Consider the following 26193-nt stretch of genomic DNA (forward strand, 5'->3'; position numbering starts at 1 on the left):
TCGCTGGTTCCTACCCTTCGTCTCTAGCCTTGCGGCCGAGCATGCCCCTCTGTGGGTCATAGCCCCAGGCGGCCAGAAGAAACGCCACGGCGCCTGCCACGATCGTGACCGCGAGCGCGAGCGGATTGAGCGTCCCGTAGGTGGAGAAGCGCAACAGTTCGACCACGTAGGCGAAGGGATTGATCCTGATGAGCCAGACAATCCAGGTCGCGCCGCTCTCCTGGACTTTCCAAGCCGGATAGAGAGCCGTCGAGAAGAAAAACGCGGGAAAGATCACGAAATTCATGGTCCCCGCGAAATTCTCCATCCGGCGCACGTAGACGGTGAGGAGAAGTCCGAGCGCCGCGAGTGTGAAACTGGAGAGGAACAGCGCCGGAAGCAGTGTCGCGGGCGCGAGCGGCGGGATGTCGACCTGAAACAGGAAGGCGATCAACAGGAACACATAGGCCTGGGTCACGCCGAGCAGCGCGCTCGCCAGAAGTTTGGCCAGCAGAACGAACCAGCGCGGTACCGGCGCCGTCAGCAAAAGCCGCAGCATGCCGGCCTCGCGGTCGAAGACCAGCGCCAGCGATGATTGCATCCCCTGGAACAACAGAACCATGCCGATCAGGCCGGGCAGCATGTAGACGTCGTAGGTGACATAGGTCTCATAGGGGGGCGTGATGGACACGCCGAGGATGTTCTGGAACCCGGCGGAAAACACCACGAGCCAGAGCGTCGGTCGCACGATCGCCGAGACGAGCCGGCTTGTCTGGAAGCGAAATCGCAGGAACTCCCGCCAGATGATGGCCGACAGGGCCGAGAACCAGGGCGTCACGCGGCAGCGCCTTCCTGCCCGGTCCGTGCGACGGACAGAAAGGCGGCTTCGAGTGTGAGGCTGCCCGAGCGCGCCATCAGGTCGGAAGGCGATCCCTCCGCCACGATCCGACCGCGATGGAGGACAATGACTTTCGAGGCCTCCTCGATCTCCTGCACGAGATGGGTCGCCCAGAGCACGGCGATGTCGCGTTCGCGGGCGAGTGTGAACAGATCCGCCACGAGCGCGCGGCGGCTGCCGGTGTCGAGCCCCGAACTTGGTTCGTCGAGCAACAGGATCTCGGGGGTGGTGAGCAGGGCGCGGGCGATCTCGATCTTGCGTCGCGTTCCGCCCGAGAGTTCGCGGACCTGGCGCGGCCCGAGGTCCCCCAGGCCGAGCTGGCCGAGACAGCTAGCGATGGCGTCTCGCGCCACGCTCCCGCGCAGGCCGTGCAGGCCGGCATAGAAAGCCAAATTGTGCATCACCGTGAGGTCGAGATCGAGCACCTGTTGCTGGAAGACCAGACCCATGGACGCCAAGGCTGCCGTCGGCCTTGCGGCGAAATCCTCGCCGAGAACCTGAACCGTGCCGCGATCGGCGACGAACAAGCCTGTGAGGATCTGGAACAGGGTCGTTTTTCCCGCCCCGTTAAGCCCCAGAAGAGCCGTGACCGAGCCGCGTTCCGCCGCGAAGGAGACATCGTCCAACGCCTTGATGCGTCCGTAGGACTTGCTGAGTCCCCTCACATCGAGGGCTGCCCCGGAACGTGTAATGGCAGGCTGGCTCACTGGACGGGTGTCTTGCAAGGGCTTTCACCCTCGTCGACCCCCAGCGTGTCGAGTGTCGTGCCAGGATGCAGGAAGCCCTCGAAGGGCGCATATTCGACCACCGCATCGCCCGATGTCAGCATGATGCTCTGCCGGAACTGGTGATCCCACCGCCGGTAGGATCCCTCGACTCCCTTGCTGACGTCGATCGCGACATCGGGGCCGACGAGAGCCGCGGCGATTTCGGCGCCTGTCTTGGCCTTGCCACGCGTGATCGCCTCGACGACGGAGCGCACCGCCACCCAGGCGGCCCAGTCGCCATCCGTCATCGGTCGATGCGCCGTGCGTTCGAAGCGGTGGTTGACCTGCGGCGCGCCATAGCGTTCCGCGATCGCATCCCAGGCCGACGCCTGCAGCCCTTCGGTGCCCACGACCGGGCGCGGCCGGGACTGCTGGTAGGGCACGAAGCGCCCGAAATCGCGTGTCGTGTCGGCGAGGAAGAGGGCATCGTAGTCCCGTGACGAGGCGGTCATCAGCGCGACGTTGGTCTGATCGCGCTGGCGGGGATCGTTGCCGAACACGAAGGATTTGGTATCCGAGATCCTGGCGCCGAACTTCTTGGCGGATGCGGCGAAACTGTCGGCCAGCGTCTTATCCGCCGGCAAGGGCCCCACGAGGACAAGCGTCTGTTTCCAGTTTTTCTTGACCAGGAATTGCGCCAGCGCGTCGGTGAGCATGGCGGTACTTGGCAGGACGTGGAAGACATTCGTCCCACAGAGTTCGGCGCGAAGATCCGTTTCGGGATGCCGGATGTTGAACACGGGCGGGCCGTTGGGGGGCAGCGCCTTGCCGATCGCTTCGAGGTCGGCGAGCGGAAGATCCACGATCAGGGCGGCGGCATCGCCGTCCGCCGCCTGACGCGCAGCCGCCACCGCATCCGCGTCGGGAGCCAAAACATGCCGCTCCAGCTTGATCGTTGCACCGACGGCATGCGCGGTGGCGCGCGTGTCACGGATCGCAAGCTCGGCGCCCGCAAAAGGTTCGGGCGGAGGTGCCCGGTAGACCCCATCGTCCGATGCGACCTCCGCATAGGCGGCATCGCCCTCGCGTGAGAGATATTCGATGCGGATATCGCGTTGTGCGGCTCCGGATTGCTGGGCCGAGGCGGGTGATGGCGCGATCCCGGCGAGGACGGCCGCCAAGACCATGCACCAGGACACCTTGACGCACACGAGGGGTCGGTCCGCACGCAGCATCGGCTTCATTATCGGCTCTTTCGGGTTGGACAGCTGGAACGGCGTCGAACACATCCACGTCGGCCGTAGCAAGGGGTGGCCCCGCGCGGTGGGATCAGCGTGCAGCGAGCTTCGCCTTCAATTCCTCGCTCGGTGCGAGGTCGGCCGCCGTCTTGCCCGCTCCGTCGTGTGCATCCCGCGCGGCGCCACGCTGCAACAACAGATCGACGACCTCGTCATGTCCAAGTTCGGCGGCGATCATCAGCGGGGTTCGGCCCCGATCGTCTTTGGCGTCGATCGTCGCTCCTTTGTCGAGCAGCAGAGATACGAGCTTGACGCCGTCGTCGACCGGCACGTCGTTGGCGTAGCCTGCGGCCCACATCAGCAACGTCAACTTGTTGGCATAGACCGCATTGACCCCGACCCCTGTCGCCAGAAGGCGGGTCACCACCGGCACGAACCCGCGTGCGGCCGCATAGAGCACCGCGACCTTGCCGCTGGCATCCGGCGTTGCCGGATCGGCCCCGTGGTCAAGCAGGAGATTGACCATCGCGAGATCGCCGTTATAGGCGGCGGCAGAAAGTGGCGGAACGCCGGCCCGGCCCGGAAGGCTGACATTGGCACCATGCGCCACCAGCGCGCGGGCGGCCTTCAGACGGTCCTTCTCGGCGGCGGCATAGAGCGGCGTCGCGCCTTCCACGGTGCGTTCGTCGATGTCGGCACCATGGCCCAGGAGAAGCTCGACCACCTTGTCATGGCCGGCGCGCGCCGCATGGGTCAGGGCTGTGCCGCCTGTCCGGTCCCGTGCAGCCGTCGAGGCGCCCGCGTCGAGCAACCGCGCCGTCAACGTGTCGCATCCATTCTCGGCGGCGGAGAACAGGGCGGCGCTGACCTGGGGCGCCTCCAGAGTCGCATGGCGGGCTTCATATTGCGCCGTAAGCGCGTCACACGTGCTGTCCGCCGCAACCGCAGCGCTGGCCAGTGGGCAGAGAAGCGCAACGGTCGCGATCCAGATGAGGCCTGAGCGTCTCAAACGGGCAATAGATTTGGGCGTCAGCATCGAGGCGGCGATACTGGACGCCGCTGGACCGCACGGGCGCGCCTTGCGTTCGACACACAACCCCATACCTGCCATGTTCATCGCTGTTCTTCCGCTCGGCACGCTCATGAACCGGCGATCTCCTTCGTGCAATGACGGCGACGATGGACCGAGCATGCCGGTCCTGTCCAGTCTCGGGGCGTCCCCGCCCCGGGCATCGGGCCTTGGGGTTCTCTGCGGCATCGTGCTGATGCTCTGCGGAACGGGCTTTGGCGCGGCCCAGGATGTGTCGCAGCCGCCGGGCATCCTCTACCCGGTCGCCGATACCACCATCCATGTGAATTGCATGGGCAGCGGCGCGCCTGCCGTGATGCTGGAAGCTGGGCTTGGGGGCAATTCTCTCGATTGGACCTATGTTCAGGCCCGTGTCGCACCGACGCATCGGATCTGCGCCTATGATCGCGCAGGGGCCGGCTGGAGCGGCCGCACGGCACGTCCACGAAACGCCGCGAATATGGCGGAGGAACTGCATCTGGCCGCGGTTGCGGCCAAAATTTCGACCCCCTTCATCCTCGTCGGTCACTCGTTCGGCGGTCTGCTCAGTCAAAACTATCTCGCGCGTTATCCGGGAGAAATCGCCGGCTTGGTTCTGGTCGATTCGATGCACCCGGATCAGTTCGCACGATTCACCGAAGCCGGGGTCGACGTTCCGACGGATCCTCATGGCGTGCTGGGGCACACGCCGGCCGCCGCTGCGGCCTATGGGCTCCCGGAGCCGCTGCAGGCCGTGGCCATCTCCCTGGCGCGTTCCGGCAAGACGCGCGTTTTCGTGGTGCGTGAGATGAGCGCGATGCTGCAGATCGCCCATGACGTCGACGCCGAGCCGCGTCCGCTTCGGCCAATCCGGGTTCTCGTCCACGGCAATCGTGAATGGGACGTGCCCTATCCGGATGGACGCATGGAAGCGGCATGGCGGGCCATGCAGGCGGATCTTGCCAAGCGCTTCGGCGCCTCCACCCTCACGATTGTGGAGGGAAGCGGCCACGAAATACCCCTTGATCGACCGGCCGCGGTCGTCACGGCCATCGAGGATGTGGTTCGCGAAGTGGTTGCGGCCCGGCCTTTGTGAAGGCTCGGCTTTAGGCCTTGTCCGGGATCGGCCGCCATGGTCCGGTAAGGACGTGGGATGTGGGACCGAATCGATGAAGCGCGTAATTGAAGTCGGATGCTTGATTCTGTTGCTCCAGGGCGGGGCCTTGGCGGCGACCAAAAAGGGCATGCGGTTTTGGAACCTGACGGGAGAGACCTTGTCCGAGGTGGCGCTCGCGCCGGCGGGCACCAAGAATTTCGGGGCCAATCAATGTGCGAACGACAAGGACGGCACGGTTGATTTCGATGAGGATGTGGCGGTCACGGGCGTGACGCCTGGCCGCTATGATGTCCGGATGAAGGATGTCTCGGGCCGCGTGTGCTACGCCAAGGCCGTCGAGGTGAAGGCCAACGCGACCTTCTCGGTGCATCAGAAGGAGCTGGTCGACTGTGCGAAATGACCGGCCGGCGTTTCCTCTGGCCGTCGGATGGATCGTCCGGCTTGCCGCCACGGGCGTGTTGCTGCTTGGCGCCGTGAACGCTGCGGGCGCGAAGGACACGGGGTTGAAATTCGTGTCCAACGAGCGGTCGAGCGAGATCTTCATCCTCGACGCCAATGATAATGCCGCCGGCTCCTTCAAGAGCTGCGGCCGTCCGCGAGGCATGAAGTTCACGCCGGATCACATGCGTTTCATCGTGGCCTGCGGCGGCGACAACACGATCGCGATCTACGATGTCGGGTCGCACAAACTCGTCAAACGCTTCCGCGACGTGCCGGACCCGGAAGCTTTCGACCTGCACCCGAACGGCCATGATCTCTACATCTCGAACGAGGACGATGCGGAGGCGACGGTCATCAATATCGAGACCGGCGAGGTGACAGGCCATTTTCCTGTCGGCGAAGAGCCCGAGGGTGTTCTGGCGACACCGGACGGCAAATATGTCTTCGTGGCCTCGGAGGCCGCGAACCTCGTGCAGGTGATCGATGTCGCGACCCAGAAGGTGGTGAAGGAGATCCTCACCGCGACGAGGCCGCGCCGGCTGGCTCTGACGCCGGACGGCAAGACGGTGTGGGTCTCCGACGAGATCGCCGGGATCCTCGAGACAATCGACGTCGGCACCCTGGCGGTTACCGGGAGCGTCACCTTCGAGGTGCCCGGCCTGCAGAAAGACCAGATTACGCCGGTGGATATCGCGATCACGCGGGACGGCCGCAAAGCCTATGTGGCTCTGGGGCGCGCGGACCGTGTGGCCGTCGTGGATGTCGCGACCCGGAAGCCCATCGACTACATCCTCGTCGGCAAACGACCCTGGGGTCTCCGCCTCACCAAGGACGACAAAAAGCTCTATGTCGCCAACGGCTTGTCCGACGATGTTGCGATCATCGATACCGAGAAGGGCCGCCTCACCAAGGCTGTGCCGGTGGGTGTGATCCCCTACGCGATCCTCGTCGACGATTAGGAACTCCGGGCGTTCTCTGGGCTCGGATGAACCTGCAAGAGAACGATCCGGCAGATCATTGATGAGATCGAAGCTGTATCCCTTCGCTCCGCTTGCGGGGAGAAGGTGCCGGCAGGCGGATGAGGGGGAAGCATTGGGGAAGACCCTCATCCGGCTTGTGGCCATCTTCTTCCCATAAGTTGGGGAAGGGACTTTTCGGGATCGCAGGGATCAAAGGCCGAGGGTTCGTCTTGACGTCGTTGGCCTTAGCCGGCGGTCGCCTGAGCCTTCCTGACCTCAGCCAGGATCGCCTCGGTGTCCTCGATTGTTCGCCGCCCACGTGGCGCCGGCAGGGCGATGCGGGCCAGGATTCGCGCCGGTCTCTCGCTCAGGACGATCAGCGTATCGGCAAGGCCGATGGCTTCCACGACATCGTGCGTCACCATCAGAACTGTCGCGCCGCTCTGCCCGACCGTTTGCGCAAGGACTTCGCGCAACCGATCGGCGGAGGCTCCGTCCAGAGACACGAAGGGTTCGTCCAGCAGCAACAAACCGGGATCGATGGCGAGCGCTCGCGCGAGGCTGACCCGGCGCGCGAGCCCGAGCGAGAGTTCGGACGGATAGCGGGACAGGACTGACGTGAAGCCGAGCCGATCGGCGAGGTCGGCCGTGTTGTCCGGCATCGCGGCGGGCCGTGCGAGAGCGATGTTCTCCGCCACGTTTCGCCAGGGCAACAGGCGTGGCTCCTGAAAGACCACGCCCAAGCGGAGAGCCTCAGGGTTCCGGACCTTGCCCACGAAGCTCTGGTCGAGACCGGCCGCGATCCGCAGAAGCGTGGTCTTGCCGCATCCCGACGGCCCGATGAGCGCGACGAAGCCACTTTTTGGCAGCGAAAGGATGAAGTCCTGGAGAACGACGACCCGGGTCGCATCGGCCGCGACATGCGCCTTGCGGGTGACGGTGATTTCAAACGCGTCGGGGACGCCAGCGTGCGGCGCGCCGTTCAAACGGTTGCACCCCGAGGATCTCGACCCCGAGCATGAGGGCGACGAACATCAGCGCATAGGCCAGGATCTTCGTGACGTCGAACAGGGAGAACGAGGTGCCGAGCACGAAGCCGACTCCGTTGGGACGCCCCAGAAGTTCGACGACGAGGACGATCTTCCAGACGGTCGAGAGACCCGACCGCGCCGCGATCGCGAGATAGGGCGCGAGTTGCGGCAGCAGCAGATGACGCAGGCGCTTCAGCGCCGAAAAGCGAAACACCTGGGCCATTTCGGCGAGGTGGGCGTCCATCGCGCGGGCCCCCTCGCGCGTGGTCACGATGACATTGGGCAGTTTGTTGAGCACGACCGCGACGATCGCAGCGGTCTCGTCGAGGCCGATCCACAGATAGGCAAAGATGATGACGACCAGTGCCGGCAGGTTGAGGAGGATCACCACCCATGGGTCAAAAAAGCGGTCGACAACCGGAACACGCCCCATGGCGGTGCCGATGATCGTTCCCAGCACGAAGGCGACCGTGAAGGCCACGCCGACCCGTCCCAACGTACAGGCAAATTGAAACGGCATCTCTCCGCTGCGGATCTCTAACCCGATAGTCCCGATGATCGTTCCGGGTGTGGGAAGCAGCCGGGACTGCGCCACCAGGGCCGCGACCTCCCATATCGCAAAGAGGACGGCCAGGGACAGGGCTTTCGTCACCCATCACTCCACGGCCGACGACAAGCGGTAGTAGAGGGCCGGGTCGAATTTGGTTCCGGATCCGACCAACTTGCCGGACGCCGTTGCGGCCAGGATCGAAAAGAGCCGTTCGGCATCCGCCGCTTCCTCACGGATCGGTCGGTGTGGAATGCCAGCACGCGTCGTGTCACGGTAGGCCTTGAAGAGGGCCTCGTCATCGGCATGCATCAGTGGCCGCAACGCGTCCCACTCCGCGTCCGACTCGGCCAGGATCGCGTTGGCTGATTGGGTCGCCCTCAGAAACGCCTCGAGCGTGGGCTTGTGAGCCTTCGCGAAATCCTCGGAAAACACGTAGCCCGTGAAGGCAACCGGGGACGCGACGCCCAGGTCCCGTTCCGCCTGGGCGACATCGAGAACGCGATGGAAGCCTTGAACATCGAGTTGGGCACAATAGTTCCAGAATTCGAGGCTGGCATCAGCCTCCCCGGTCCGCGTCTTTTCATAGATGAGCGGCGGTGCTCCGAACATCAGCGTCGCCTCGTGGCTGAGGTCGAGGCCCGACTTGAGAGCTGCCGCCTGGACGATGAGCCAGCTCTTGTCGAGCGGGCCGCCCGCGACCGCGAGACGTTTGCCCCGAAGATCGCGCAAAGTGGAGATCCCCCCGTCGCCACGGGCCATGACGGCGCCGGCCGCGGTCGAGTAGGGGTAGAAGAGGAGCTTGGCGCCGAGCGACCTTTCCCGGACGACCCAAAGCCAGTCCGTGACCGCGAGATCGACCGAGCCGGCGTTGAGGGCGAGTTTGGCCGCGTCGGGTGAGGCGAGGGACACGGTTTCGAGGTCGAGGCCAGCCTTGGCGTCGAGCCCATGCCGCCGCATCGTGTCGATCTGCCAGGCGACCGTTCCCGTCGACAGGAGACCGATCCGGATGTGTTCGGCCGCCATGGCGGCTGACATGCAGGACAAGCCCGCCAGGATGACGGAGAGCTGGACCATCGCGCATAAGCGAAGCGCGGATCGCGTGGTCAAGCTCACAAGCCTCACAGGCTGACCGTCATGCCGTCGAAAGCGATCTCCCAGCCGCTGGCCTCTACGGTTCTGCGCTGGGGCGAATCTTCGATCAGCACGGGATTGGTGTTGTTCAGGTGGATGAAAACCTTCCGCGCGACATTGATGTGCGCCAGAGCGTTGAGCGATCCGCTTTCTCCGATCATTGCCATATGGCCCATCCTGGCAGCGGTCTTCGATGAGAGGCCCAGCGCAGGCAATTCATCATCCGTGAAAGTGGTGCCATCGAAGAAAAGCAGATCCGCGCCAGCGAGCCGCGCGCGAAGAGCGTCCGTCACATGGGCGCACCCGGGGATGTAGACGAATCGGCGTCCGTTCGAGGTGATATCGAGACCGACCGTCATTTCCGTTTCCGAGCCGATGCCCTCGCCCTCGGACTGAAAAAACAACGGTCGCTTTCCCGGCACCGCGAAAGCGACAATGTGCAGCCCCCCACTCGCGAACGGGTGATCGAGCCGAAAAGGGATTCTGCGAACGAAGCTTGGATTGAGAACGCGGAACACCGGATCGGCGTCCAAAGTCTCTAAAACCTCAGCCGATGCGTGCAACGCGAAGGAGTGGTTCTCCCGAAGCGCCAGGAGGCCTGCCACATGGTCGAGATCGGCATTGCTCAAAATCACGGATTCGATCGGCGAGGACCGGCCTTCGCGCTGTGGATGCAGCTGCGGGGCCGCAAGGATCTGCGCGCGCAGATCAGGCGAAGCATTCAACAAGACCCAGGAAGCACCGTCGACGCTGACGGCCACGGTTGATTGTGTCCGTGGTCGCACCCGTGGACTGCCTTCCCAGGCAAGGCTGCAGACAGGGCAACGGCAATTCCACTGCGGAAAGCCGCCCCCCGCCGCCGATCCGAGCACCAGAACGTGCATCCTCAAACGCGGATCGAGCCGCTCGACCCTCAGATCTCGATGTCGGCCGACTCGTAGCTCGTCACTTCCATGCCGATGCAGACTTCTTCGACCACCGGGGTCGTCCAGATCAACTGCTGCATTACAAAGTTCTCCCTAAGCATCCAGCGATCTTCATCGCTTTGACAGGTCGATGGTGCTGCAATTCCGCTGTAGCGTCAATCCGACGTGTAATCCTCTGAGAGCTTTCTCGGCGATCCACAAAGGTGCATTGGCTGATCCCGGTCGCTGCTTCTGCAAAGGTCACGCGGCCATCTTTCGCACGCGCCCCGAGGGGGCTGCGGCATCCACTTCAAAGCGACCGACGAGCTGCGCGAGGGCCTCGGTGTCCCGTGCCAAATTATGGCTGGAGGCTGTCGTTTCCTCCACCATGGTGGCGTTCTGCTGTGTCACGGTCTCGATGTTGGTCACCGCCAAATTCACTTGGTCGAGGCCCGCGGCCTGCTCATTCGCGAGGGCTGCGATATCGGTGACGATGTCGTTGATTTCGACCACCTGACCGAGGATCCGCTTCAAAGCCACGCCGGACTCGCCCACGAGGTGCACGCCCTTGTCCACCTGCTGCGTCGCCGCGATCACAAGGTCCTTGATCTCCCGCGCGGCTTCCGCGGATCGTTGAGCCAGGGCCCTGACTTCCGAGGCGACGACCGCGAACCCGCGTCCGGAATCGCCGGCTCGCGCGGCCTCGACGCCGGCGTTGAGGGCCAGCAGGTTGGTCTGGAATGCGATCTCGTTGATGACGCTGATGATCTGCCCGATCTGGCTCGATGATTTCTCGACGTCGGTCATGGCCTCTATGGTCTGGCGCATCACGTCGCTCGAATGTTCGGCGTCCGTCTTGGCCGTGCCGACGATGTCGCGTGCGTGGATCGCACCTTCTGCCGATTTGCGCACCCGCGCGGTGATCTCGTTCAGGGTCGCGGCGGTTTCCTCGACGCTTGCCGCTTGCTGCTCGGTGCGTCTGGAAAGGTCGTCGGCGGCCGTCGAGATTTCATCGGTCCCCGACTGCAATTCCTGTGTCCCGACGATGATCTGCTTCATGACATCTCGAAGCTCGGTCACGGCGGCATTGAAGTCGCTGCGCAATCCTTCGTATTCAACCGAGAACGGAGTGCTGAGCCGGTAGGTCAGGTCGCCCTTGGCGAGATGCGCGAGACCTTTTGCCAGGCTGTCGACAACCGCGGCTTGGCGGGCGGCAGCCTCGGCCCGGTCCGCGTCGGCTTTCTGTCGAATGGTTTCTTGTTCCTTTCCGAGGCGGGCTGCCTCGGCCGCCAACTCATCGCCCCGGAGCATATTGCTCTTGAAGACCTGGACGGCGCCCGCCATTTTCGTGATCTCGTCGTGCCCCTCGTTTTTCACCTGCGCATTGCGATCCCCCTGCGCCAGACGCTCCATACTGGAGGCCAGGGCGCTGAGTCGCCGAATGACCACCCGGCCGACATAGAGCCAGCCGATCGCAACCGAGATGAGAAGCGCCACGCCGCTCAGAACCACGCTGATCGTCAGGCTTTGGTCCGTGACACCCTTCGAATGAGCCACTGCGCCGGCGACGGCCTCCTGCTGTCCGCTCACAAGCTTTTCAACCTCGACGCCGAGTTCGGCGGCGGCAGCCGTCATGGTCTGGAGAAGTGCGACCGTGTTGGCGTCGAGCTTCTCTTGCTCGGCCCGCAGCGCGAAGACGCTGTCCTGGCCTGTTCCCGCAAGGAACAGCCTTTCGCTCAGTGCGTTCAGCTTGGCTCGGTCAGGGCCGTCGCCGTAGACGCCGATGATCCTGTCATAGGCCTTCAGCGCATCCATCAACCGGCTGTGAGCCGTCGTATAACGTTGCTGGACGTCCGCCGCGGCATCGCTCTTGACGCTGCTGGCGGCGGACAGCATGCCGATCGTCAGGTTGCCGTCGGCCTGAACTTCCATGAGCGCGCGGAGCGCCGGGATCGCGACGTCTCCGAGCCGGCGTTGGATCGTATCGACGGCCGAGGGTGAATTGGTCCGCTTCAGCCCGACAAGAAGGACATTGGCCGTGTTTTGCGCCGTATCGACGAGTGGTTGCAGGAAATTCGTGAAATCCTGGTAGGCCGTCAAGGCGCTGGCGACTTTCTCGTCAAGCTTGGCCGCCAGAGCGATCCGTGACTCGGCCACGCCTCGCAAGTTGTTCATTTTCTCGGCGAGCGCCGTATTCTTGGCGTCAATCTTCGCGAGGACCTCGGGTGAATCGGTCATCCCCCGCAGAACGGCCAAGCGTTTGTTCTGTTCAGCTAGGAGGCCTGACAAGCGATTTGCCTGATCGCTCAACGCGGCAGTGTCCTTCCGGGTCGCCAGCGCGGGAGCCTCGGCGGCGAGGACCGACGATCGTTGCGCGAAGGTCAAGGACTCCGTAACCGTGGGAATCGTCCGCGAGCCGAGTTCACTGACGATATCACCTCCCTTGGAGGTCAGCCAGACAGACGACAGACCCGAAAGGATCGTCAAGCTGGCCACACAAGTAAAAGCCGCGATTAACCTTGCGCCGATCCCGAACCGCACGGTTGGTATGTTTGGTGTTGAAGGATGAGCCGACGCCAACAAAGTCATTCGAGGAACCCTCACGTGTTCCTCTGTTGTGACACCGAACATTTAATGGCCGGTTCCATCCGGTCCGGCCGATCGGTTGCTTAGTAGCTTCCGGCCAGCCCTGCCAGATACGTCGACACCTTGACGAGATCGTCCTCAGGCGTGGCCTTCATCAGACTCGTCATGCCGGGATTGTTGCCGCGCACACCGTTCCGGAACTCGGCGGTGGTCTTCACAAGGTAGTCGTGGCTCTGGCCGGCCAATCGTGGAACCGTGCTATTGCCTTGAAAACGCTCAAGATGACAGCTCGTGCATTGCACGGATGAATTGACCGTCTTGGCAATCCGGGTCACCTCGTCGGAGGCAGCCGGCTGATCCAGGACGGGCCAAGTCTTTTGTGCGAAATACGCCGCCAGAGCCTTCATATCGTCTTTCTCCAACGTGGAGGCGATCTGGCTCATGACTTCGTTCTGGCGCGCGCCCTTTTTGAAATCTCGTAATTGAAGGTAAAGATAACCTTCTGTCTGCCCCCAGATGATCGGGATATTCTTTGCCGTCGGCACGCCGTTAGCGCCGTGACAGGAGGCGCAGACCCCGGCTTTCTCTTCGATCGTATCGGCTTTCACGGGCCCACCGGCATCTTTTAGCCCAAGGAGCGCCAAAACGCCCAGAGCCACGGCTTGCAGCCTCGACACCCTCATGATCGTCAATTTCGTATCCGCCGTTGTAAAAGGGGCGGAGTCGTCGAACGACCCCGCCCCTTATTGTGCTCTAGGCCTTAATTGATGGTGAAGGCCATGATCGCATTGCCGCGCTTGTAGTCGAGCTGTGTGTTCCCGCCGGCACCGACCACGATATATTGCTGACCGTCGACCGAATATGACGACGGTGGAGCATTGACGCCGGCGCCAGCCTGGAACTGCCAGAGTAGTGATCCATTCTCCGACGAATAGGCCTTGAACAGGCCATTGCCTTCCCCGGTGAACACGAGCCCGCCCGCCGTGGCCAGGATGCCGCCGATCATCGGCTGAGCCGTTTTGACCTGCCAACGGATCTTGCCGGTGTTGTAATCGACGGCCGTGACGTTGCCCCATTGTTCCTCGGTCGGGATCACCTTGAAGGCGCCGCCCAGCCATAATTTGCCTGACGGATAGGCCGAGCTCTCCACCGAATAGGTCATCGGCTGGTGCAAATTGATCGCATAGGCAAGGCCCTGCTTCGGATCGGTGGCGATCGGGGACCATTCGACCCCCCCGTTCGCGCCAGGCAGCATGCGGGCGCCTTCCTTGGTCGGCAGAGCCCACATATTCTCTTGCGGCACCATGGCTTCGGAGAAGCGGATCAGGCTGCAGTCCTTGGCGTCGTGAACATAGAGGTGGCCGGTCTTGCCAGCGTGCAGAATGCCTTTGACCGGCTTGCCGTCCTTGTCTGCCACCTGCGTGATCACGGGCGGGGAGACCGCGTCGAGATCCCAGACGTCGTGCGAGATATATTGCTGGTGGCAGATGTATTTCCCCGTATCGAGATCAACGGAGACCAGCGAGTCGGTGTAGAGATTGTCGCCGGGGCGTGACGCACCATCGAGATCCGGAGAGGGATTGCCAACAACGAAGTAGATTCGATTGGTTTCGAGATCCACGGCCGGGTTCTGCCACACGCCGCCGCCAAGGGTCTTGTAGGGGTCGCCGAGCTTGGCCAAAGCGGCCTTCTCGGCCGCAATGTCGCGGTGCATGTCGCGTCCGGTCAAATCTTTCTCTGCCCAGACGCCGACCGAGTTCTCCGGAACTGTGTTGAAGGTCCACACCAGGTTGCCGGTCTTCGCATCAAAGGCCTTCACGAAGCCCCGGATACCGTATTCGCCACCGTTGGTCCCGATCAGAACTTTGCCCTTGGCAACCGTGGGCGCCATGGTCTCGCTGTAGCCTTCCTCGGGGTCGGCGACCTCCTTGTCCCACACGGTCTTGCCTGTGTGGGCGTCGAGCGCGACCAGATGAGCGTCGAGCGTCGCGACATAAACGAGGTTGTCGGCGACTGCCACGCCCCGGTTGTTCGGGCCGCAACAGAATGTCGTGATCGGCCCCATCTTGTGCGCGTAATGCCAGATCTCTTCGCCGGTGCGCGCATTCAAGGCATAAACGTGACTGAACGATGTGGTCACGTACATGATGCCGTTCACGATGATCGGCGACGTTTCGAGTGATTCCTTCACCTCGGTTTGAAAGATCCACGCGGGCCGCAGCTTCGCGACATTGGTCGTATTGATCTGACTGTTGGGGTAGAAACGGGATTGTCCGTAATCCCCGTTGGTGTGCAAGAAGTTCGAGCTGTCGCTCGACGCATGCGTCAGCAGGTCCTGGGTGACGGACGACAAGTCTCCGAATTTCGTGGCTGACTTGATTTCTTCAGAATATCCCGGGCCTGACAGCGCCATGGCGAAGGCGGCCGCCAGCATGGTCGTACTCAGATGATATCTTCGCGGATCCGCCATCTGTGGTCCCTCCCAAAAAGCGCCACGTTCTCGAATTGCGGCGTTAACATGGGAGGATGAACAGTGCCCCTATATTGGTCAAGCGAATTAGGGAGATGGCGGGATAGGAGCCGGCCGTTGGGTGACGATGAGGGTGCTCCAGAGCCGAATGCGGAGGTTCACTGTCGTTCGCGCGTAAGGTTGGTAGGCCCGTCGACTTGATCGCTACCCTCGGTCGCACTGCGCATCTGCTCTTGCCAAGCGATGCTGCTGCGGTCTCGGCGTCTCCCGCTGGCTTCGATGTCGACTCGGATCGAACCAGCTGCGGCCGATAAGTCAAAATCAAGAATTTCTCAAGCATAAATCAGAGAACCCTGGCTTGAAGGTTCCGGAGGAGCCGAGCCGTCTCGTTTCTTGAGGAAAACGAAAAGTCTTGGCCGGTACTGTGCCTCCAACATGAGGTAGGGCGTCCGCGATGCGAAAGGCGGGGTTGACCGGAGGCAAGAGGCGGCTTCGCTGTGCGGGTGGGCACCGGCCTGACCGAGCCGCAGGGGCGCATGCCGCGTCAACAATGTGCCGGTGGCCCGCGGAAGCAGCGCCGACCGGGAAAGATCGAATCATCTGGCCGGGTGACCCACGGACAGGCTGGCCCAACGCATGGATGCAACGCCGATGAACGTACCAATGACCAGTCTGGACAAAGCCGCTGCGGCCGGAACGCGCGAGTTGATCGCCTTCCTGGTCGGAGAGCAGGAGTTCTGCGTCGATGTGGTGAGTGTCCGAGAGATCCGGGTATGGACTCCTGCCACGCCGGTTGCGCATGCGCCTGGCTTCGTCTGTGGCGTCATCAACCTGCGTGGCGCGGTTCTGGCCATCATCGATCTGGCGGTGCGGCTTGGTTTGCCACCCACCATCCCGACCAGCCGCCACGCCATTCTTGTTGTTGAGATCCGGGAACGGGTCGTGGGGTTGCTGGTCGAAGGCGTCTCCGAGATTCTGACCGTCAAGAACGATATGATCCAGCCGGCGCCCGATGTCGCGTCGCAGATGGCGCGGGATTTCGTGCGTGGTATCCTGGCGGTCGATGGGCGGCTGATCAGCCTTTTGGTGCTCGACGCCGTCCTCCCATCGGAAACGGCGCAGTCCAGCCAGGACTGGGACACGTTTTAAAACGCGGAGACCGCCTCCGGGCGCGAGCAACGATGCATGTCGGATCATGAGGACGTCGTCATCATGCCGATCATGGCCAGCATGATCGAGAGCTTCCATCGCGCCCTCGACATCGTGGCGCGCGAACGCCGATACCTGACCCTGACGGAGGCGCCCCCGCTCCCCGACACCCGCGCTTTCGTGTTGAACGCAATGGCCGCCGGTGATCCGCGCTTCGTCGCGCTGCTCGGGGACGAAGTCATCGGCTGGTGTGACGTGCGGCGGCATTTCTTCCCCGCGCATGCGCATCGCGGCACGCTTGGGATCGGCGTTTTACCGGCTCATCGGGGGCAGGGGATCGGGGCGCGGCTGATCCGCGCCTGCCTCGATGAAACCGGTCATCTGGGCTTCACGCGGATCGAACTGGACGTGCATTCCGATAATCTGCGTGCGATCGCGCTCTACGAGAAGATGGGTTTCAACCGTGAGGGCCTCACGAGGGATGCGGCGCTGATCGACGGTGTGTATCGCGACGCGATCGTGATGTCCCTTGTCGATCGCGGCGCTGGTGCCCCCGCCCGAACGCTGTCGTGAGGGCCGTCCGGTCGTCAGGATTTACTCGCCCTGAGCGACTCAGTTGGGAGGCCTTGTCGCCGAATCCCGAACCTGCTCGGCTGGCGCGGGTCGCGCCTCCTTGATCCCTGCTCCGGGCGGCCCAACGGCTTCGTCGAAACAGGCAAGCCGCTCGACCTGATCCTTGATGGACCAGCAACCGTAAGACGACGGCGCGTTCCCGATACTGCTCGCCGCGAGCAACATCCCGACGATGATGCCATTCCAGCTCATTGCTCAGCCCTCGTTGGCCTTGCGGCTGACGATATCCAAAAGCGTTGTCTGGCCGCCGACCAAATTTTCGCTCCTGTCGCAGGACGCCTGCGGCGCATCCTGGCCCCATGACCACTGTAACCCTTTCCTCCGACGCAGCGAAGACTGGATAGTGATCCCGCACGTCGTCAGGCGATGCTGACCTCGGTGGAACCCGAAACGCGTCGGGGTCGCTGACAGCAACGAGAATGCGGACTGGTGCCAAGGGAGCAGGGCGGCAATTGGGTCAGCGTGTCATGATCAATCGTCCATCCCCGCCTTCCTCCCACGCCGGCTTGGCCCTAAAGGGAAGGGAACAGTGTTAGGCGGGGATTATAGGCGGCATGGCTGCGGCCAGTCAGAGAGCGGCGGAACTCGACGGCGAATGGTCGGCCATGATGGCGGCGGCCCAGACCGGCGATCGGATCGCCTATGAGCGTTTGCTGCGCGGCTGTACGCCGTTGATCCGCCGTGTCGTGATGCGGCAGGGGGTCTATGCCGACCGTGCCGACGATGTTGTGCAGGAGGTTCTGCTCACCATTCATCGTGCGCGGCAGACCTATGATCCGGCCCGCAGCTTTTCGGCGTGGCTTTGCGCGATCGCGCAGCGGCGCGCCATCGATGCGCTGCGCCGCCGGGGACGTCAGGACCGGCGCGAGGTGTTCGCGCCGCTGGACTACGAGAACCATCCCGACCCATCCGACGCGCGCCAGCACGGCATGACGGAGTCGATGCAGGACGCCTCCATGCGCGGGGCCATCGACGAGCTGCCCGACGGCCAGCGCGAGGCGATCGAGATGTTGGCCCTGCAGCAGATGTCGCTCGATGACGCCGCGATCGCGACCGGAAAAACGAAAGGGGCGTTGAAGGTGAACATGCATCGGGCCCTCAAAACCCTGCGGGCTCGGTTTGGGGGAGATCTGGGATGACCGCGCAGATCGACAGGCTCATCGCTGATCTCGGCGCCGACCTGCGGCCCGTCCGTCGCTTGTCCGCGCCGATTCTGCGGGCGGCCGGGTGGCTTTTGCTCGTCGCGACCCTGGCGATCGTTCTGGCCTACTTTGCGAACCTCCCGGCCATCGCGCATCGGCTTCGCTTCGTCCCCGACATGTGGCTCGCGGTGCTCGGCTCCACGCTCACCACCGTGCTGGCCGCCATCGCGGCTTTTGAGTTGAGCTTCCCCGATCGCAAGCCGGTTTGGGCCCTGCTGCCGCTGCCCGGCTTGGCACTCTGGGTCGCGGCGACCGGGATGGGTTGCCTTCGCGCCTGGGTGATCCCCGACACGCATGCAGCGGACATGGCGGAGGCGACGCATTGTTTCCGTTTCATCGTGCTGCTGTCGATTCCGCTGTCGATCGCAATGATCCTTATGATCCGGCGCGCCTGTCCTTTGCGCCCCAACCTCACGGCCGCGACCGGTGGGCTGGCGGTCGCGGCGGCGGCCGCGACCTTGCTCAACTTTTTCCATCCCTATGATGCCGGCGCGACCGATATGGTCGTCCACATTCTGGCGATCGGTCTCGTGATCGGGGCCAATCGTGTGCTGGGCGGCCGGCTCCTCACCCCCAAAACTTTTGCCCGGCGCCTGTAACCGGATCGCGGATCGGACCGAAGACGAGACAGTGGCGACGACGTCACTGTTCCCCGGAGCGATGCTTCGTGCCGCTCGCTCCATTTCGGAAAGATCCGATCATGACCAAATCCCTCGCCCTTGCTTGTTCCGCTCTCGCGCTCTGCGCCGGCTTGTCGTTCGCGTCCGTGGCTCAGGCCGATGACGCCATGAGCGCGGGCTCGGGCGATGCCATGATGAAGAAGGACAGCATGAAGAAGCACGACACGATGATGAAGAAACACGATGGCATGATGAAGAAGCACGCCATGAAGGGCGATGCCATGAAGAAGGATTCGATGAGCAAGGACGCGACATCGGACGAGTGAGACGTCGGGCAGAAAGCCGAAGCACATCGCCTGCCGCGATCTCAGTTTCTCCCTTGGCCCCGCTTTACAGCTATCTGATACAGGCCATGATTTCCCCTCTCCCTTGCGGAGAGGGGAGCGGATTCGATTGCGACTCTTTTGGAAGATCGTGCGTCCAAGCTGCTCCTCAATCAACGAGCCGCACTTCGTTAAATAGCTACGTGGAAGGCGTCTCGGCTAGAAGGGCCGCCTCAAGCAAGTCCACAATCCGATCTATGCTGAGATCGGCTGGCGGATTCGCGGCCAAGACTTTCTCGTCCCGCGCGAACTGCCCCTGGCGCGGGAACACGGTGGTGACGCGCGAACCCCAGGCTGTCTTGAAGGCGGTGAGGATACGGACCTTGTCGTCGACCAGCACGTGATGCTCGGCCGGAAATTGCGCCAGGATCGCGTCGAGTTCTTCGTCCTTGTGAACGGCGATCATCAGGTCGCCGTTGACCGCATCGGCAAGGCCTGAGCGCCGGAGTTTGTTCGGCTGGAACACTGCGTCGCCGTCCGTCAGCAGGGCTGTGCGTCCGAGACCGCGCATGCGATCCAGCACATCGAGAGCACCCGGATAAAGCAGCGTCTCGTAAGGGTAGTCTAGAATGAAGGCGGCGAGCCGCAAGGCCTCGCGGTCATCGGGCCGCTCCAATCGGTAGCTCTGGCAGGCACCGAGATAATCGCGGTAGCCGAGCGTCTTGAACAGGTGGTCCTGCAGCGCCCAATATCGATCCCGCGCGGCCGCTCCCGAGGTCGCGGCGACATGCGCCTTGAGATCGTCCTGAAAACGGTCGTTGTCGAGAAGCGTGTTATCGACGTCGACCAGGAATACGCGTGCGTCCGTCATTCCGTGTCCGCTCCTGGCATGCTGCCGCCCGCGATATCATGCATTGCAAGGGTCTCGGCAAGGCGTTTGGCCATCAGACCACTTCCGGCACCCGTTCAGCGGGCGGGGTGTTGCGACTGCGGCCGGTCCGCACCACGCCGTCGATCATCACCATGCCGATGCCGGGCAGGTCGCCGAGCTCGACCGCTTCGAGCAGCGTCTTGCCGGCGCCATGCTGCGGCCGATCCAGGAAGGTGAAGTCGGCCGCGCGACCGACTTCTACGAGGCCGCAATCGAGCGAGCGCATACGCGCCGTATTGCCGGTGCCGAAGCAGAAGGCCACCTCGGCCGGCACCTCGCCGAGCGACGACAGCATGGAGATCATGCGCAGGATGCCGAGGGGCTGCACGCCCGAACCGGCTGGTCCGTCGGTGCCGAGGATCAGGCGCTCCATCTGGTTCATCTCGCGCGCGGTCCGCAGCGTGTAGAGCGCCGCGCGCTCGTTGCCGTTGTGAACGATTTCGAGGCCGCGACCGCAGCCCTCACAGATGCAGCGGATCTCGCGATCGGGCAGGGCGGTGTGGCCGCCGTTGATGTGGCCCACGACATCCGTGTCGGCTTCGAGCACCACGGCCGAATCGATGAGGCCCGAGCCGGGGATCGAGGGGCCACCCGTATGGATGGTCGATTGAATCCCGTATTTGCGCGCCCAGCCCACCATCTGCCGCGCCGTCGCGCCGTCCTTCACGCCGCCGAGGCCGACCTCGCCGAGCAACGTGACGCCCGCCGCCGCGAGTTCCTTAAAATCGTCCTCCACCATGCCGGGCTCGATCACCGGCGCACCGGCATGGATCTTCATGCCGCCGGGCCGGAAGGCCGTGAAGGCGCGCTGCGCGAAGATCGCCATGGCCTTGAGGCCGACGATGTCTCGCGGCCGCCCCGGTGTATGCACCTCGCCGGCCGAGATCATCGTGGTGACGCCGCCATGCAGCGTCGAATCGATCCAGTTGATCTGGCTCTGGCGCGGCGTCCAATCGCCGGCGACGGGATGGACGTGGCTGTCGATGAGGCCGGGCGATACGCCGCAGCCGTGCGCGTCGATCGTGGTCTTGGCGCCCTCGGTGTCGAGGTCCTTGAAGCGGCCAATGGCCGTGATCCGCCCATCGACCGCCACGATCGCATCGGCATCGAGGATCGGGCGGCCGATGTCGCCGCTGAGCAGCAGGCCGATGTTCTTGATGACGAGCTTGCCCGAAGGGCCGGCCGCCGGTGCGTCATGCGCCATCCGCGTGTCTCCTGGAACGATCGGGTGGACCCGCCGCGAGGGCAGGCGGTTAGATCGTTTGTATACGAACGATGGCGAGCCTAGAGGAGCCAGGGCGCTGGCTCAAGGGTTTGGGCTGATGCAACGGCGTTGCATTGCGGCTTCGGGTTGGGAGCTGTTGCGTAATCTTCACCGAAACCGGTGTTGTTCTTGACGTGCTTAGGATCGGCCATCGTCGTGAGGTCTATGAATGAACGCGATCCACATCAACGCCACCATTGACGGCGACACGGTGACGACGCCGCGCGCCGAGTTCGATCGAATCGTCGAGTTGCTCGAAGATGCGCAGGATGCTGCTGCGGCCGATAACATCAGCCGTAAACTTTTGTCTGGTGAGGAAGAGTTGCTTCCCGCCGCATTCGTCGACCGCGCTCTTGCGGATGAAAGCCTCGTCCGTTTGTGGCGTGAACATCGTCACCTCACGGAAGAGATGTTGGCCGGTCAGGCCGACATCCCGGTCCAGACATTGTACGAGATCGAGCAGGGGACACGCGAAAGCAGCGTTGCCGTGCTGAAGGCCATTGCCGTGGCCCTCCAGGTTGGGCTCGACGATTTGGTTTAGCTACGACCTCAAGCGTGGATGCCTTCATGGGCGTGCCGCGACCCTGCCACGTCATTGCGAGGCGGCGAAGCCGCCGTGGCAACCCCTGCCGCGCCGAGGTCATGGATCGCTACCGGCCGGGCCGTCGCGATGACGGGCCAGCGACCCCTGTCAAAGCGGTCCGATCTCAATTGAAGTCGGCCTGCTTACCCCGCGACTTTCGAGAAATCCGCCACCGTCAGCGTCGTCCGCCGCAGCGCGTTGAGCAGCCGCAGGCGGTTGCGGCGGAGGCCGGCATCGTCGGCATTGACCGTGACACGCTCGAAGAAGGCGTCGACGGCCGGTCGCAGCCGCGCCATGGCGCGCATGGCGGCCTCGAAATCCTCGCAGCCAACGGCGGCGGCCGTGTCGGCCTCAGTGAGCGTCAGGGCTTCGGCGAGGGCGTGCTCCTCGGCCAGGTCGAGCAGTCCGGGCTCATGGGCGGCCTCGAAGGCGCCGGCACCGTCCTTCTTCTCCTCGGCCCGCAGGATGTTGGCGGCGCGCCGGTAGCCGGCGAGCAGCGATTTGCCGTCCTCCGTGTCGAGGAAGCGGCCGAGCGCCTCGACGCGGCGGACGATCATCAGCAGGTCGTCCTGGCCGGGCAGGGCGAAGACGGCGTCGATGAGGTCGTGCCGGGCGCCTTGATCGCGGAGATATACTTTCAGGCGGTCGGCGAAGAAGGCGAGGAGATCTGAAAGAACCGGAGTTTCATCATCTTGCCCACCGAGTCCGAAATGCAGTCGGTTTCCGATTTCGGACGCTTGTTGAGCCAGGGCGGTCAGCCGCAAAGTGGTCTGTATGTTTTCAGCAGCTGGCTTCTGTGCAATCGACCGTTGTTCGGCCATGTTCGAGTGAACGCGAGAAAATCTCAGTGGGTGAACCAGCGCCTGCAGAAGCCGAAGTTTCATGGCGCGATCCAATACGATCCTAATTACCCCCAACGCCGCTCGCCGCAACGCATAAGGGTCCTTGCTCCCCGTGGGCTTCTCGTCGATGGCCCAGAACCCGACGAGCGTATCGAGCTTGTCGGCAAGCGCCACCGCGATCGATACCGGATCGCTCGGCACCCGGTCGCCCGGCCCCTGTGGCTTGTAATGCTCCTCGACCGCCGCCGCGACCGAGGCGTCCTCGCCCTGCGCCGCCGCGTAGTAGCGCCCCATCAATCCCTGCAGTTCAGGGAACTCGCCCACCATGTCGGAGACGAGATCGGCCTTGGCCAGAAGCGCCGCCCGCTCGGCCTTGGCCGGATCGGCGCCGACAAGCGGCGCCAGATCCTTCGCCAGCGCCGCGATGCGTTGCACGCGCTGACCTTGCGTGCCCAGCTTCTCGTGGAACACGATGCTGTCGAGCTTCGGCAGCCGGTCTTCGAGCCGCACCTTGAGGTCCGATTCCCAAAAGAACTTCGCATCCGAGAGCCGCGCCCGCACCACCCGCTCGTTGCCGGCCACGATGGCGGCGCCTCCATCTGGCGCGACGATGTTCGAGGTCAGCAGGAACGCGTTGGCGAGTGTCTCCTGGCCGAGCCGGCGCAGCACGAAACATTTCTGATTGGCCCGGATCGTGGCCCGGATCACTTCCGGCGGGATGGCGAGAAAACTCTCGTCGAAGCGGCCCATCAGCACCACGGGCCATTCGACGAGGCCCGCCACCTCGGCCAGCAACGCCTCGTCCTCGACCACTTCCAGCCCTTGTGCGAAAGCGAGGTCGCGGGCGTCGTGCCGGATGATCTCGGCCCGGCGTTCGCTGTCGAGCACCACCTTGTGCTTCTCAAGCTGCGGCCCGTAGTCGTCGAAGCGCTTCACCGTGAAGGGGGCGGGCGCGAGGAAGCGATGGCCGCGCGTGATGTTGCCAGCCAAGATGCCGCCCACGCTGAACGCCACCACCTCGGGGTCCTCGGTCTCGGCCCCAAAGGTGCAGAGGATGGATTGCAGCGGCCGAACCCAACGCAGCGCCTCGGGCTGTGAGGAGTCCCGACCCCACCGCATCGACTTCGGCCAGGGAAAGCTCTTAATCAGCGCCGGCAGGATCTCGGCCAGCACCTCGATCGTGTCGCGGCCGGTCCGGGCGATGACGGCGGTGTAGAAGGATCCTTTCTTCGGGTCCTCGGTCACGCTCGCCTGCTCGATCGAGGTGAGGCCCGCGCTCTTCAGGAACCCTTGGATGGCGCCTTCGGGCGCCCCGACGCGCGGCCCCTTGCGCTCTTCCCGCGTGTCCGGCTGTTTCACCGGCAGGCCCGCGACATGCAGGGCCAGCCGCCGGGGCGTCGCGAAGCCGCGTGCGCCCTCATAGATCAACCCGCGCTCGACCAGCGCGTCGGTCACGAGCTTCGTCAGGTCGAGTGCCGCCTGACGCTGCATGCGCGCCGGAATTTCTTCGGAGAAAAGTTCGAGCAGGAGATCGGGCATGTGAGGCTTGCTGTGACTTCGGAATGCCTTCCTAGTCGGCGCCGGCCGCTCTGTCACTTCGGCAGGTGCGACAGTCCCGCATTTGGCATGCGGCTCTCGCCGTCTTAATCTTTGTTATGATATCGCGACATCCCATGTTCAGTGTCCTGATCCCGACCAAAAACCGGCCCGACCTCCTGGAACGGGCGCTCCGCTCGGTCCTGCGCCAGCAAGGTCCCTCCTGGGAGGCTATCGTGGCCGACGACGGGGACGGGAGCGGCGAAGCGGCCGTGCTGGCCATGGGCGATTCGCGCATCACGGCGCTGCGCACGGGAGCGCGCGGACAGGTGCCGGCGCGCAACATGGCTTTGGCCCGCGCCCGTGCGCCGTTCATCGCCTTTCTGGACGACGACGACTGGTGGGAGGCGCCGGACCATTTGGCCCATTTGGCGAGGGCTCTCGCGGCGGGTGCCGACCTCGCCTATGCGGATGGACGCATCGTGCGCGAGAACGACGGCGGCGTGGAAATCCCCTTCCTGGCGGGGATCGACCAAGAGGCTATCCGCCATGACAATATGCTGCTCGTGTCCGGCATCGCCTTCACGCGCGAGGCGGCGACCCGTGTCGGCCCGTTCGACGAGACCCTGCCGATTTATTGGGATTGGGATTTCTATCTGCGGCTGGCCGCCGGCGGGGCTCATTTCACCCATGCGGGCGGCGACGGCGTGCGGATTTCGGCACGGCAGGGCACAGCCTCGTCGGAGACCCACCGGGCCTTGCGACAGGCCCAGCTCGATCGGCTCAGCGCCCTGCATGGGCTGACGGGGCTTGTGTTGCGCAACCATGAAAGCATCGCGCTCGACCAGGCCGCAGCCCTTGTCGAATGAGGTGTCTGGCCCCGCGCACGTTGGGACGTCACATGAAAGCTGTTAGGTTCAATCCGCGCATTGAAGGCGCATCGGGAGGCTTACGATGAGTTGGCTTGGCGGGGCACTGGGAAACATCATGGAGTCGATCGGCTCCTCTGGCATCGGGGGGCAGCTCGCCAAAACCCTCGGGCCAACGGTGCTGCAGAGCGTGATCGCGCAGCTCAACCAGAACGGGCTGGGACCGAAGGTGAACTCATGGCTGGGCGGCGGCGAGAACCAGCCCATCACGCCCGACGAGATCCGCAATGCGCTGGGCAATCAGAAGCTGCAGGAGATCGCCGCCTCGCTCGGCATCCCGGCCGACAAGATCTCCGAGATCCTGGCGCAGGCTCTTCCGGCGGCTGTGGATCATGCCTCGCCGAACGGAACGATCGAACCGGAGCCGCAAGAGCCAGCTAGCAAAAGCTAAAAGGGCGGAGACGAATCGCTGCCGCCGAGGTGGGGCCATCACGCGCGCCGCGGTTGAGACTGTCGTGCTGTCGGCGGAAGCTGATCGAGAGGCGCACGCTGTCCGTACACGATCATTGCCCGATGATACCAAATATTGGTACGATGTGGCTCGACCGGGAGAAATCCAATGGCGCGGAACACATCTGTTTCGCTTGGCGATCATTTCGCCAGCTTCATCGACCATCAGGTTCAAACGGGTCGCTACGGCTCAGCCAGTGATGTCGTGCGGGCGGGCTTGCGCCTTCTCGAAGAGCATGAAGCCAAGGTGAAGGCATTGCAGGCCGCCCTCATTGCCGGCGAAGAGTCCGGCGAACCTGTTCCCTTCGAGAGTGCAGCGTTCCTCGTCGAGATGCGAATGAAGCACGCCCGATAAGATGCGTGGCTACAGGTTATCGCCGCTCGCACGAACCGATCTCGAACATATTTGGGTGCACACCTTCAAGAACTGGTCGGCGGAGCAAGCGGATCGCTATCACCAGAGCATCATCGCTGCCATCGAGGGTTTGCTCCGAGGGGAAAGTGTAGGTCGGCCCGTCGATATCCGCGCAGGCTATTTCAAATATGCCGTTGGGGCGCATTTCGTGTTTTTCACACTTTCGGACACTTCCCTCGACGTCATCCGGATCCTGCATCAGCAGATGGACGTCAGCAGACATCTGTAACTTCGGCTCGCGTTTGCGCGGGTCGGA

The 26193-nt window shown here is 63.6% G+C and carries 28 protein-coding genes; 13 read left to right on the forward strand and 15 right to left on the reverse strand.

Annotation, left to right across the window (positions count from 1 at the left end; genetic code table 11):
• Positions 1-10: 10 nt before the first annotated feature.
• From pedC to M8523_RS01195, 4 genes are all read right to left on the reverse strand, one after another.
• Positions 11-817 (reverse strand): lanthanide ABC transporter permease protein PedC, encoded by an 807-nt coding sequence (gene pedC / locus M8523_RS01180; RefSeq protein WP_282582988.1) that lies wholly within the window; start codon positions 815-817, stop codon positions 11-13.
• Positions 814-1584, reverse strand: coding sequence for an ATP-binding cassette domain-containing protein (locus M8523_RS01185; RefSeq protein WP_282582989.1), 771 nt, complete (start codon positions 1582-1584; stop codon positions 814-816). Before M8523_RS01185 ends, pedC begins: the two co-directional genes overlap by 4 nt.
• Positions 1581-2828, reverse strand: a complete 1248-nt coding sequence (locus M8523_RS01190) for an ABC transporter substrate-binding protein (protein WP_282582990.1) — start codon at positions 2826-2828, stop codon at positions 1581-1583. The genes M8523_RS01185 and M8523_RS01190 overlap by 4 nt, the downstream gene beginning before the upstream one ends.
• Positions 2829-2913: 85 nt before the next feature.
• A complete protein-coding gene (locus M8523_RS01195) occupies positions 2914-3939 on the reverse strand; it encodes an ankyrin repeat domain-containing protein (RefSeq protein WP_282582991.1) in 1026 nt (341 codons plus the stop codon).
• A gap of 73 nt (positions 3940-4012) precedes the next feature.
• Here M8523_RS01195 and M8523_RS01200 point away from each other — a divergent pair, with 73 nt between their 5' ends.
• From M8523_RS01200 to M8523_RS01210, 3 genes are all read left to right on the forward strand, one after another.
• A complete protein-coding gene (locus M8523_RS01200) occupies positions 4013-4966 on the forward strand; it encodes an alpha/beta fold hydrolase (RefSeq protein ID WP_282582992.1) in 954 nt (317 codons plus the stop codon).
• A gap of 73 nt (positions 4967-5039) precedes the next feature.
• Positions 5040-5387, forward strand: coding sequence for a hypothetical protein (locus M8523_RS01205; protein WP_282582993.1), 348 nt, complete (start codon positions 5040-5042; stop codon positions 5385-5387).
• Positions 5377-6387: a PQQ-dependent catabolism-associated beta-propeller protein gene (locus M8523_RS01210; RefSeq protein ID WP_282582994.1), complete on the forward strand. Its 1011-nt coding sequence runs from the start codon at positions 5377-5379 to the stop codon at positions 6385-6387. Before M8523_RS01205 ends, M8523_RS01210 begins: the two co-directional genes overlap by 11 nt.
• 245 nt (positions 6388-6632) lie before the next feature.
• Here M8523_RS01210 and M8523_RS01215 read toward each other — a convergent pair whose 3' ends face one another.
• The 8 genes from M8523_RS01215 to M8523_RS01250 all read right to left on the reverse strand — a co-directional run bounded on the left by M8523_RS01215 (position 6633) and on the right by M8523_RS01250 (position 15060).
• A complete protein-coding gene (locus M8523_RS01215; protein WP_282582995.1) occupies positions 6633-7373 on the reverse strand; it encodes an ABC transporter ATP-binding protein in 741 nt (246 codons plus the stop codon).
• On the reverse strand, positions 7333-8070 hold the full coding sequence (locus M8523_RS01220; protein WP_282582996.1) for an ABC transporter permease: 738 nt from the start codon (positions 8068-8070) through the stop codon (positions 7333-7335). The genes M8523_RS01215 and M8523_RS01220 overlap by 41 nt, the downstream gene beginning before the upstream one ends.
• Positions 8071-8073: 3 nt before the next feature.
• Entirely contained in the window at positions 8074-9075 is a 1002-nt protein-coding gene (locus tag M8523_RS01225) for an ABC transporter substrate-binding protein (RefSeq protein WP_282582997.1), read from the reverse strand.
• 11 nt (positions 9076-9086) lie between these two features.
• Positions 9087-9983 carry a pyrroloquinoline quinone biosynthesis protein PqqB gene (pqqB, locus tag M8523_RS01230; RefSeq protein ID WP_282583407.1) on the reverse strand — a complete coding sequence of 299 codons (897 nt, stop codon included), beginning with the start codon at positions 9981-9983 and terminating at the stop codon, positions 9087-9089.
• Between the two features lie 29 nt (positions 9984-10012).
• Positions 10013-10105, reverse strand: a complete 93-nt coding sequence (gene pqqA, locus M8523_RS01235) for a pyrroloquinoline quinone precursor peptide PqqA (protein WP_282582998.1) — start codon at positions 10103-10105, stop codon at positions 10013-10015.
• Between the two features lie 160 nt (positions 10106-10265).
• Entirely contained in the window at positions 10266-12389 is a 2124-nt protein-coding gene (locus M8523_RS01240; RefSeq protein WP_282582999.1) for a methyl-accepting chemotaxis protein, read from the reverse strand.
• 284 nt (positions 12390-12673) lie between these two features.
• On the reverse strand, positions 12674-13273 hold the full coding sequence (locus tag M8523_RS01245) for a c-type cytochrome (protein WP_282583408.1): 600 nt from the start codon (positions 13271-13273) through the stop codon (positions 12674-12676).
• Positions 13274-13350: 77 nt separating this feature from the next.
• Positions 13351-15060 carry a pyrroloquinoline quinone-dependent dehydrogenase gene (locus tag M8523_RS01250; RefSeq protein ID WP_282583000.1) on the reverse strand — a complete coding sequence of 570 codons (1710 nt, stop codon included), beginning with the start codon at positions 15058-15060 and terminating at the stop codon, positions 13351-13353.
• 663 nt (positions 15061-15723) lie between these two features.
• Between M8523_RS01250 and M8523_RS01255 the strand changes: the two genes are divergently transcribed.
• The 5 genes from M8523_RS01255 (at position 15724) to M8523_RS01275 (ending at position 18990) form a co-directional block, all read left to right on the forward strand.
• On the forward strand, positions 15724-16209 hold the full coding sequence (locus M8523_RS01255) for a chemotaxis protein CheW (RefSeq protein ID WP_282583001.1): 486 nt from the start codon (positions 15724-15726) through the stop codon (positions 16207-16209).
• A gap of 36 nt (positions 16210-16245) precedes the next feature.
• Positions 16246-16782, forward strand: coding sequence for a GNAT family N-acetyltransferase (locus tag M8523_RS01260; protein WP_282583002.1), 537 nt, complete (start codon positions 16246-16248; stop codon positions 16780-16782).
• Between the two features lie 614 nt (positions 16783-17396).
• Positions 17397-17981: a sigma-70 family RNA polymerase sigma factor gene (locus M8523_RS01265; protein ID WP_282583003.1), complete on the forward strand. Its 585-nt coding sequence runs from the start codon at positions 17397-17399 to the stop codon at positions 17979-17981.
• Complete coding sequence (locus M8523_RS01270) at positions 17978-18643, forward strand: NrsF family protein (protein WP_282583004.1); 666 nt, start codon at positions 17978-17980, stop codon at positions 18641-18643. Before M8523_RS01265 ends, M8523_RS01270 begins: the two co-directional genes overlap by 4 nt.
• 101 nt (positions 18644-18744) lie before the next feature.
• Positions 18745-18990: a pentapeptide MXKDX repeat protein gene (locus tag M8523_RS01275; protein WP_282583005.1), complete on the forward strand. Its 246-nt coding sequence runs from the start codon at positions 18745-18747 to the stop codon at positions 18988-18990.
• Between the two features lie 196 nt (positions 18991-19186).
• On the opposite strand, the gene M8523_RS01280 is transcribed toward M8523_RS01275, so the two are convergent.
• Positions 19187-19858, reverse strand: a complete 672-nt coding sequence (locus tag M8523_RS01280; RefSeq protein WP_282583006.1) for an HAD family hydrolase — start codon at positions 19856-19858, stop codon at positions 19187-19189.
• A 73-nt stretch (positions 19859-19931) separates the two neighbouring features.
• A complete protein-coding gene (locus M8523_RS01285) occupies positions 19932-21122 on the reverse strand; it encodes an Enamidase (RefSeq protein ID WP_282583007.1) in 1191 nt (396 codons plus the stop codon).
• 229 nt (positions 21123-21351) lie between these two features.
• Here M8523_RS01285 and M8523_RS01290 point away from each other — a divergent pair, with 229 nt between their 5' ends.
• Positions 21352-21723, forward strand: a complete 372-nt coding sequence (locus tag M8523_RS01290; RefSeq protein ID WP_282583008.1) for a helix-turn-helix domain-containing protein — start codon at positions 21352-21354, stop codon at positions 21721-21723.
• Positions 21724-21908: 185 nt separating this feature from the next.
• Here the strand turns inward: M8523_RS01290 and glyS are convergent, their stop codons facing one another.
• Positions 21909-24146 carry a glycine--tRNA ligase subunit beta gene (glyS, locus tag M8523_RS01295; RefSeq protein ID WP_282583009.1) on the reverse strand — a complete coding sequence of 746 codons (2238 nt, stop codon included), beginning with the start codon at positions 24144-24146 and terminating at the stop codon, positions 21909-21911.
• A 134-nt stretch (positions 24147-24280) separates the two neighbouring features.
• Here glyS and M8523_RS01300 point away from each other — a divergent pair, with 134 nt between their 5' ends.
• The 4 genes from M8523_RS01300 (at position 24281) to M8523_RS01315 (ending at position 26166) form a co-directional block, all read left to right on the forward strand.
• Positions 24281-25012, forward strand: coding sequence for a glycosyltransferase family 2 protein (locus tag M8523_RS01300; protein ID WP_282583010.1), 732 nt, complete (start codon positions 24281-24283; stop codon positions 25010-25012).
• An 85-nt stretch (positions 25013-25097) separates the two neighbouring features.
• A complete protein-coding gene (locus M8523_RS01305; RefSeq protein WP_282583011.1) occupies positions 25098-25463 on the forward strand; it encodes a YidB family protein in 366 nt (121 codons plus the stop codon).
• Positions 25464-25631: 168 nt separating this feature from the next.
• A complete protein-coding gene (locus M8523_RS01310; RefSeq protein ID WP_282583012.1) occupies positions 25632-25877 on the forward strand; it encodes a type II toxin-antitoxin system ParD family antitoxin in 246 nt (81 codons plus the stop codon).
• A gap of 1 nt (position 25878) precedes the next feature.
• Entirely contained in the window at positions 25879-26166 is a 288-nt protein-coding gene (locus M8523_RS01315) for a type II toxin-antitoxin system RelE/ParE family toxin (protein ID WP_282583013.1), read from the forward strand.
• Positions 26167-26193: the final 27 nt, after the last annotated feature.

The sequence above is a fragment of the Lichenifustis flavocetrariae genome, assembly GCF_026130545.1.
Taxonomy (GTDB): Bacteria; Pseudomonadota; Alphaproteobacteria; order Rhizobiales; family Beijerinckiaceae; genus Lichenihabitans; species Lichenihabitans flavocetrariae.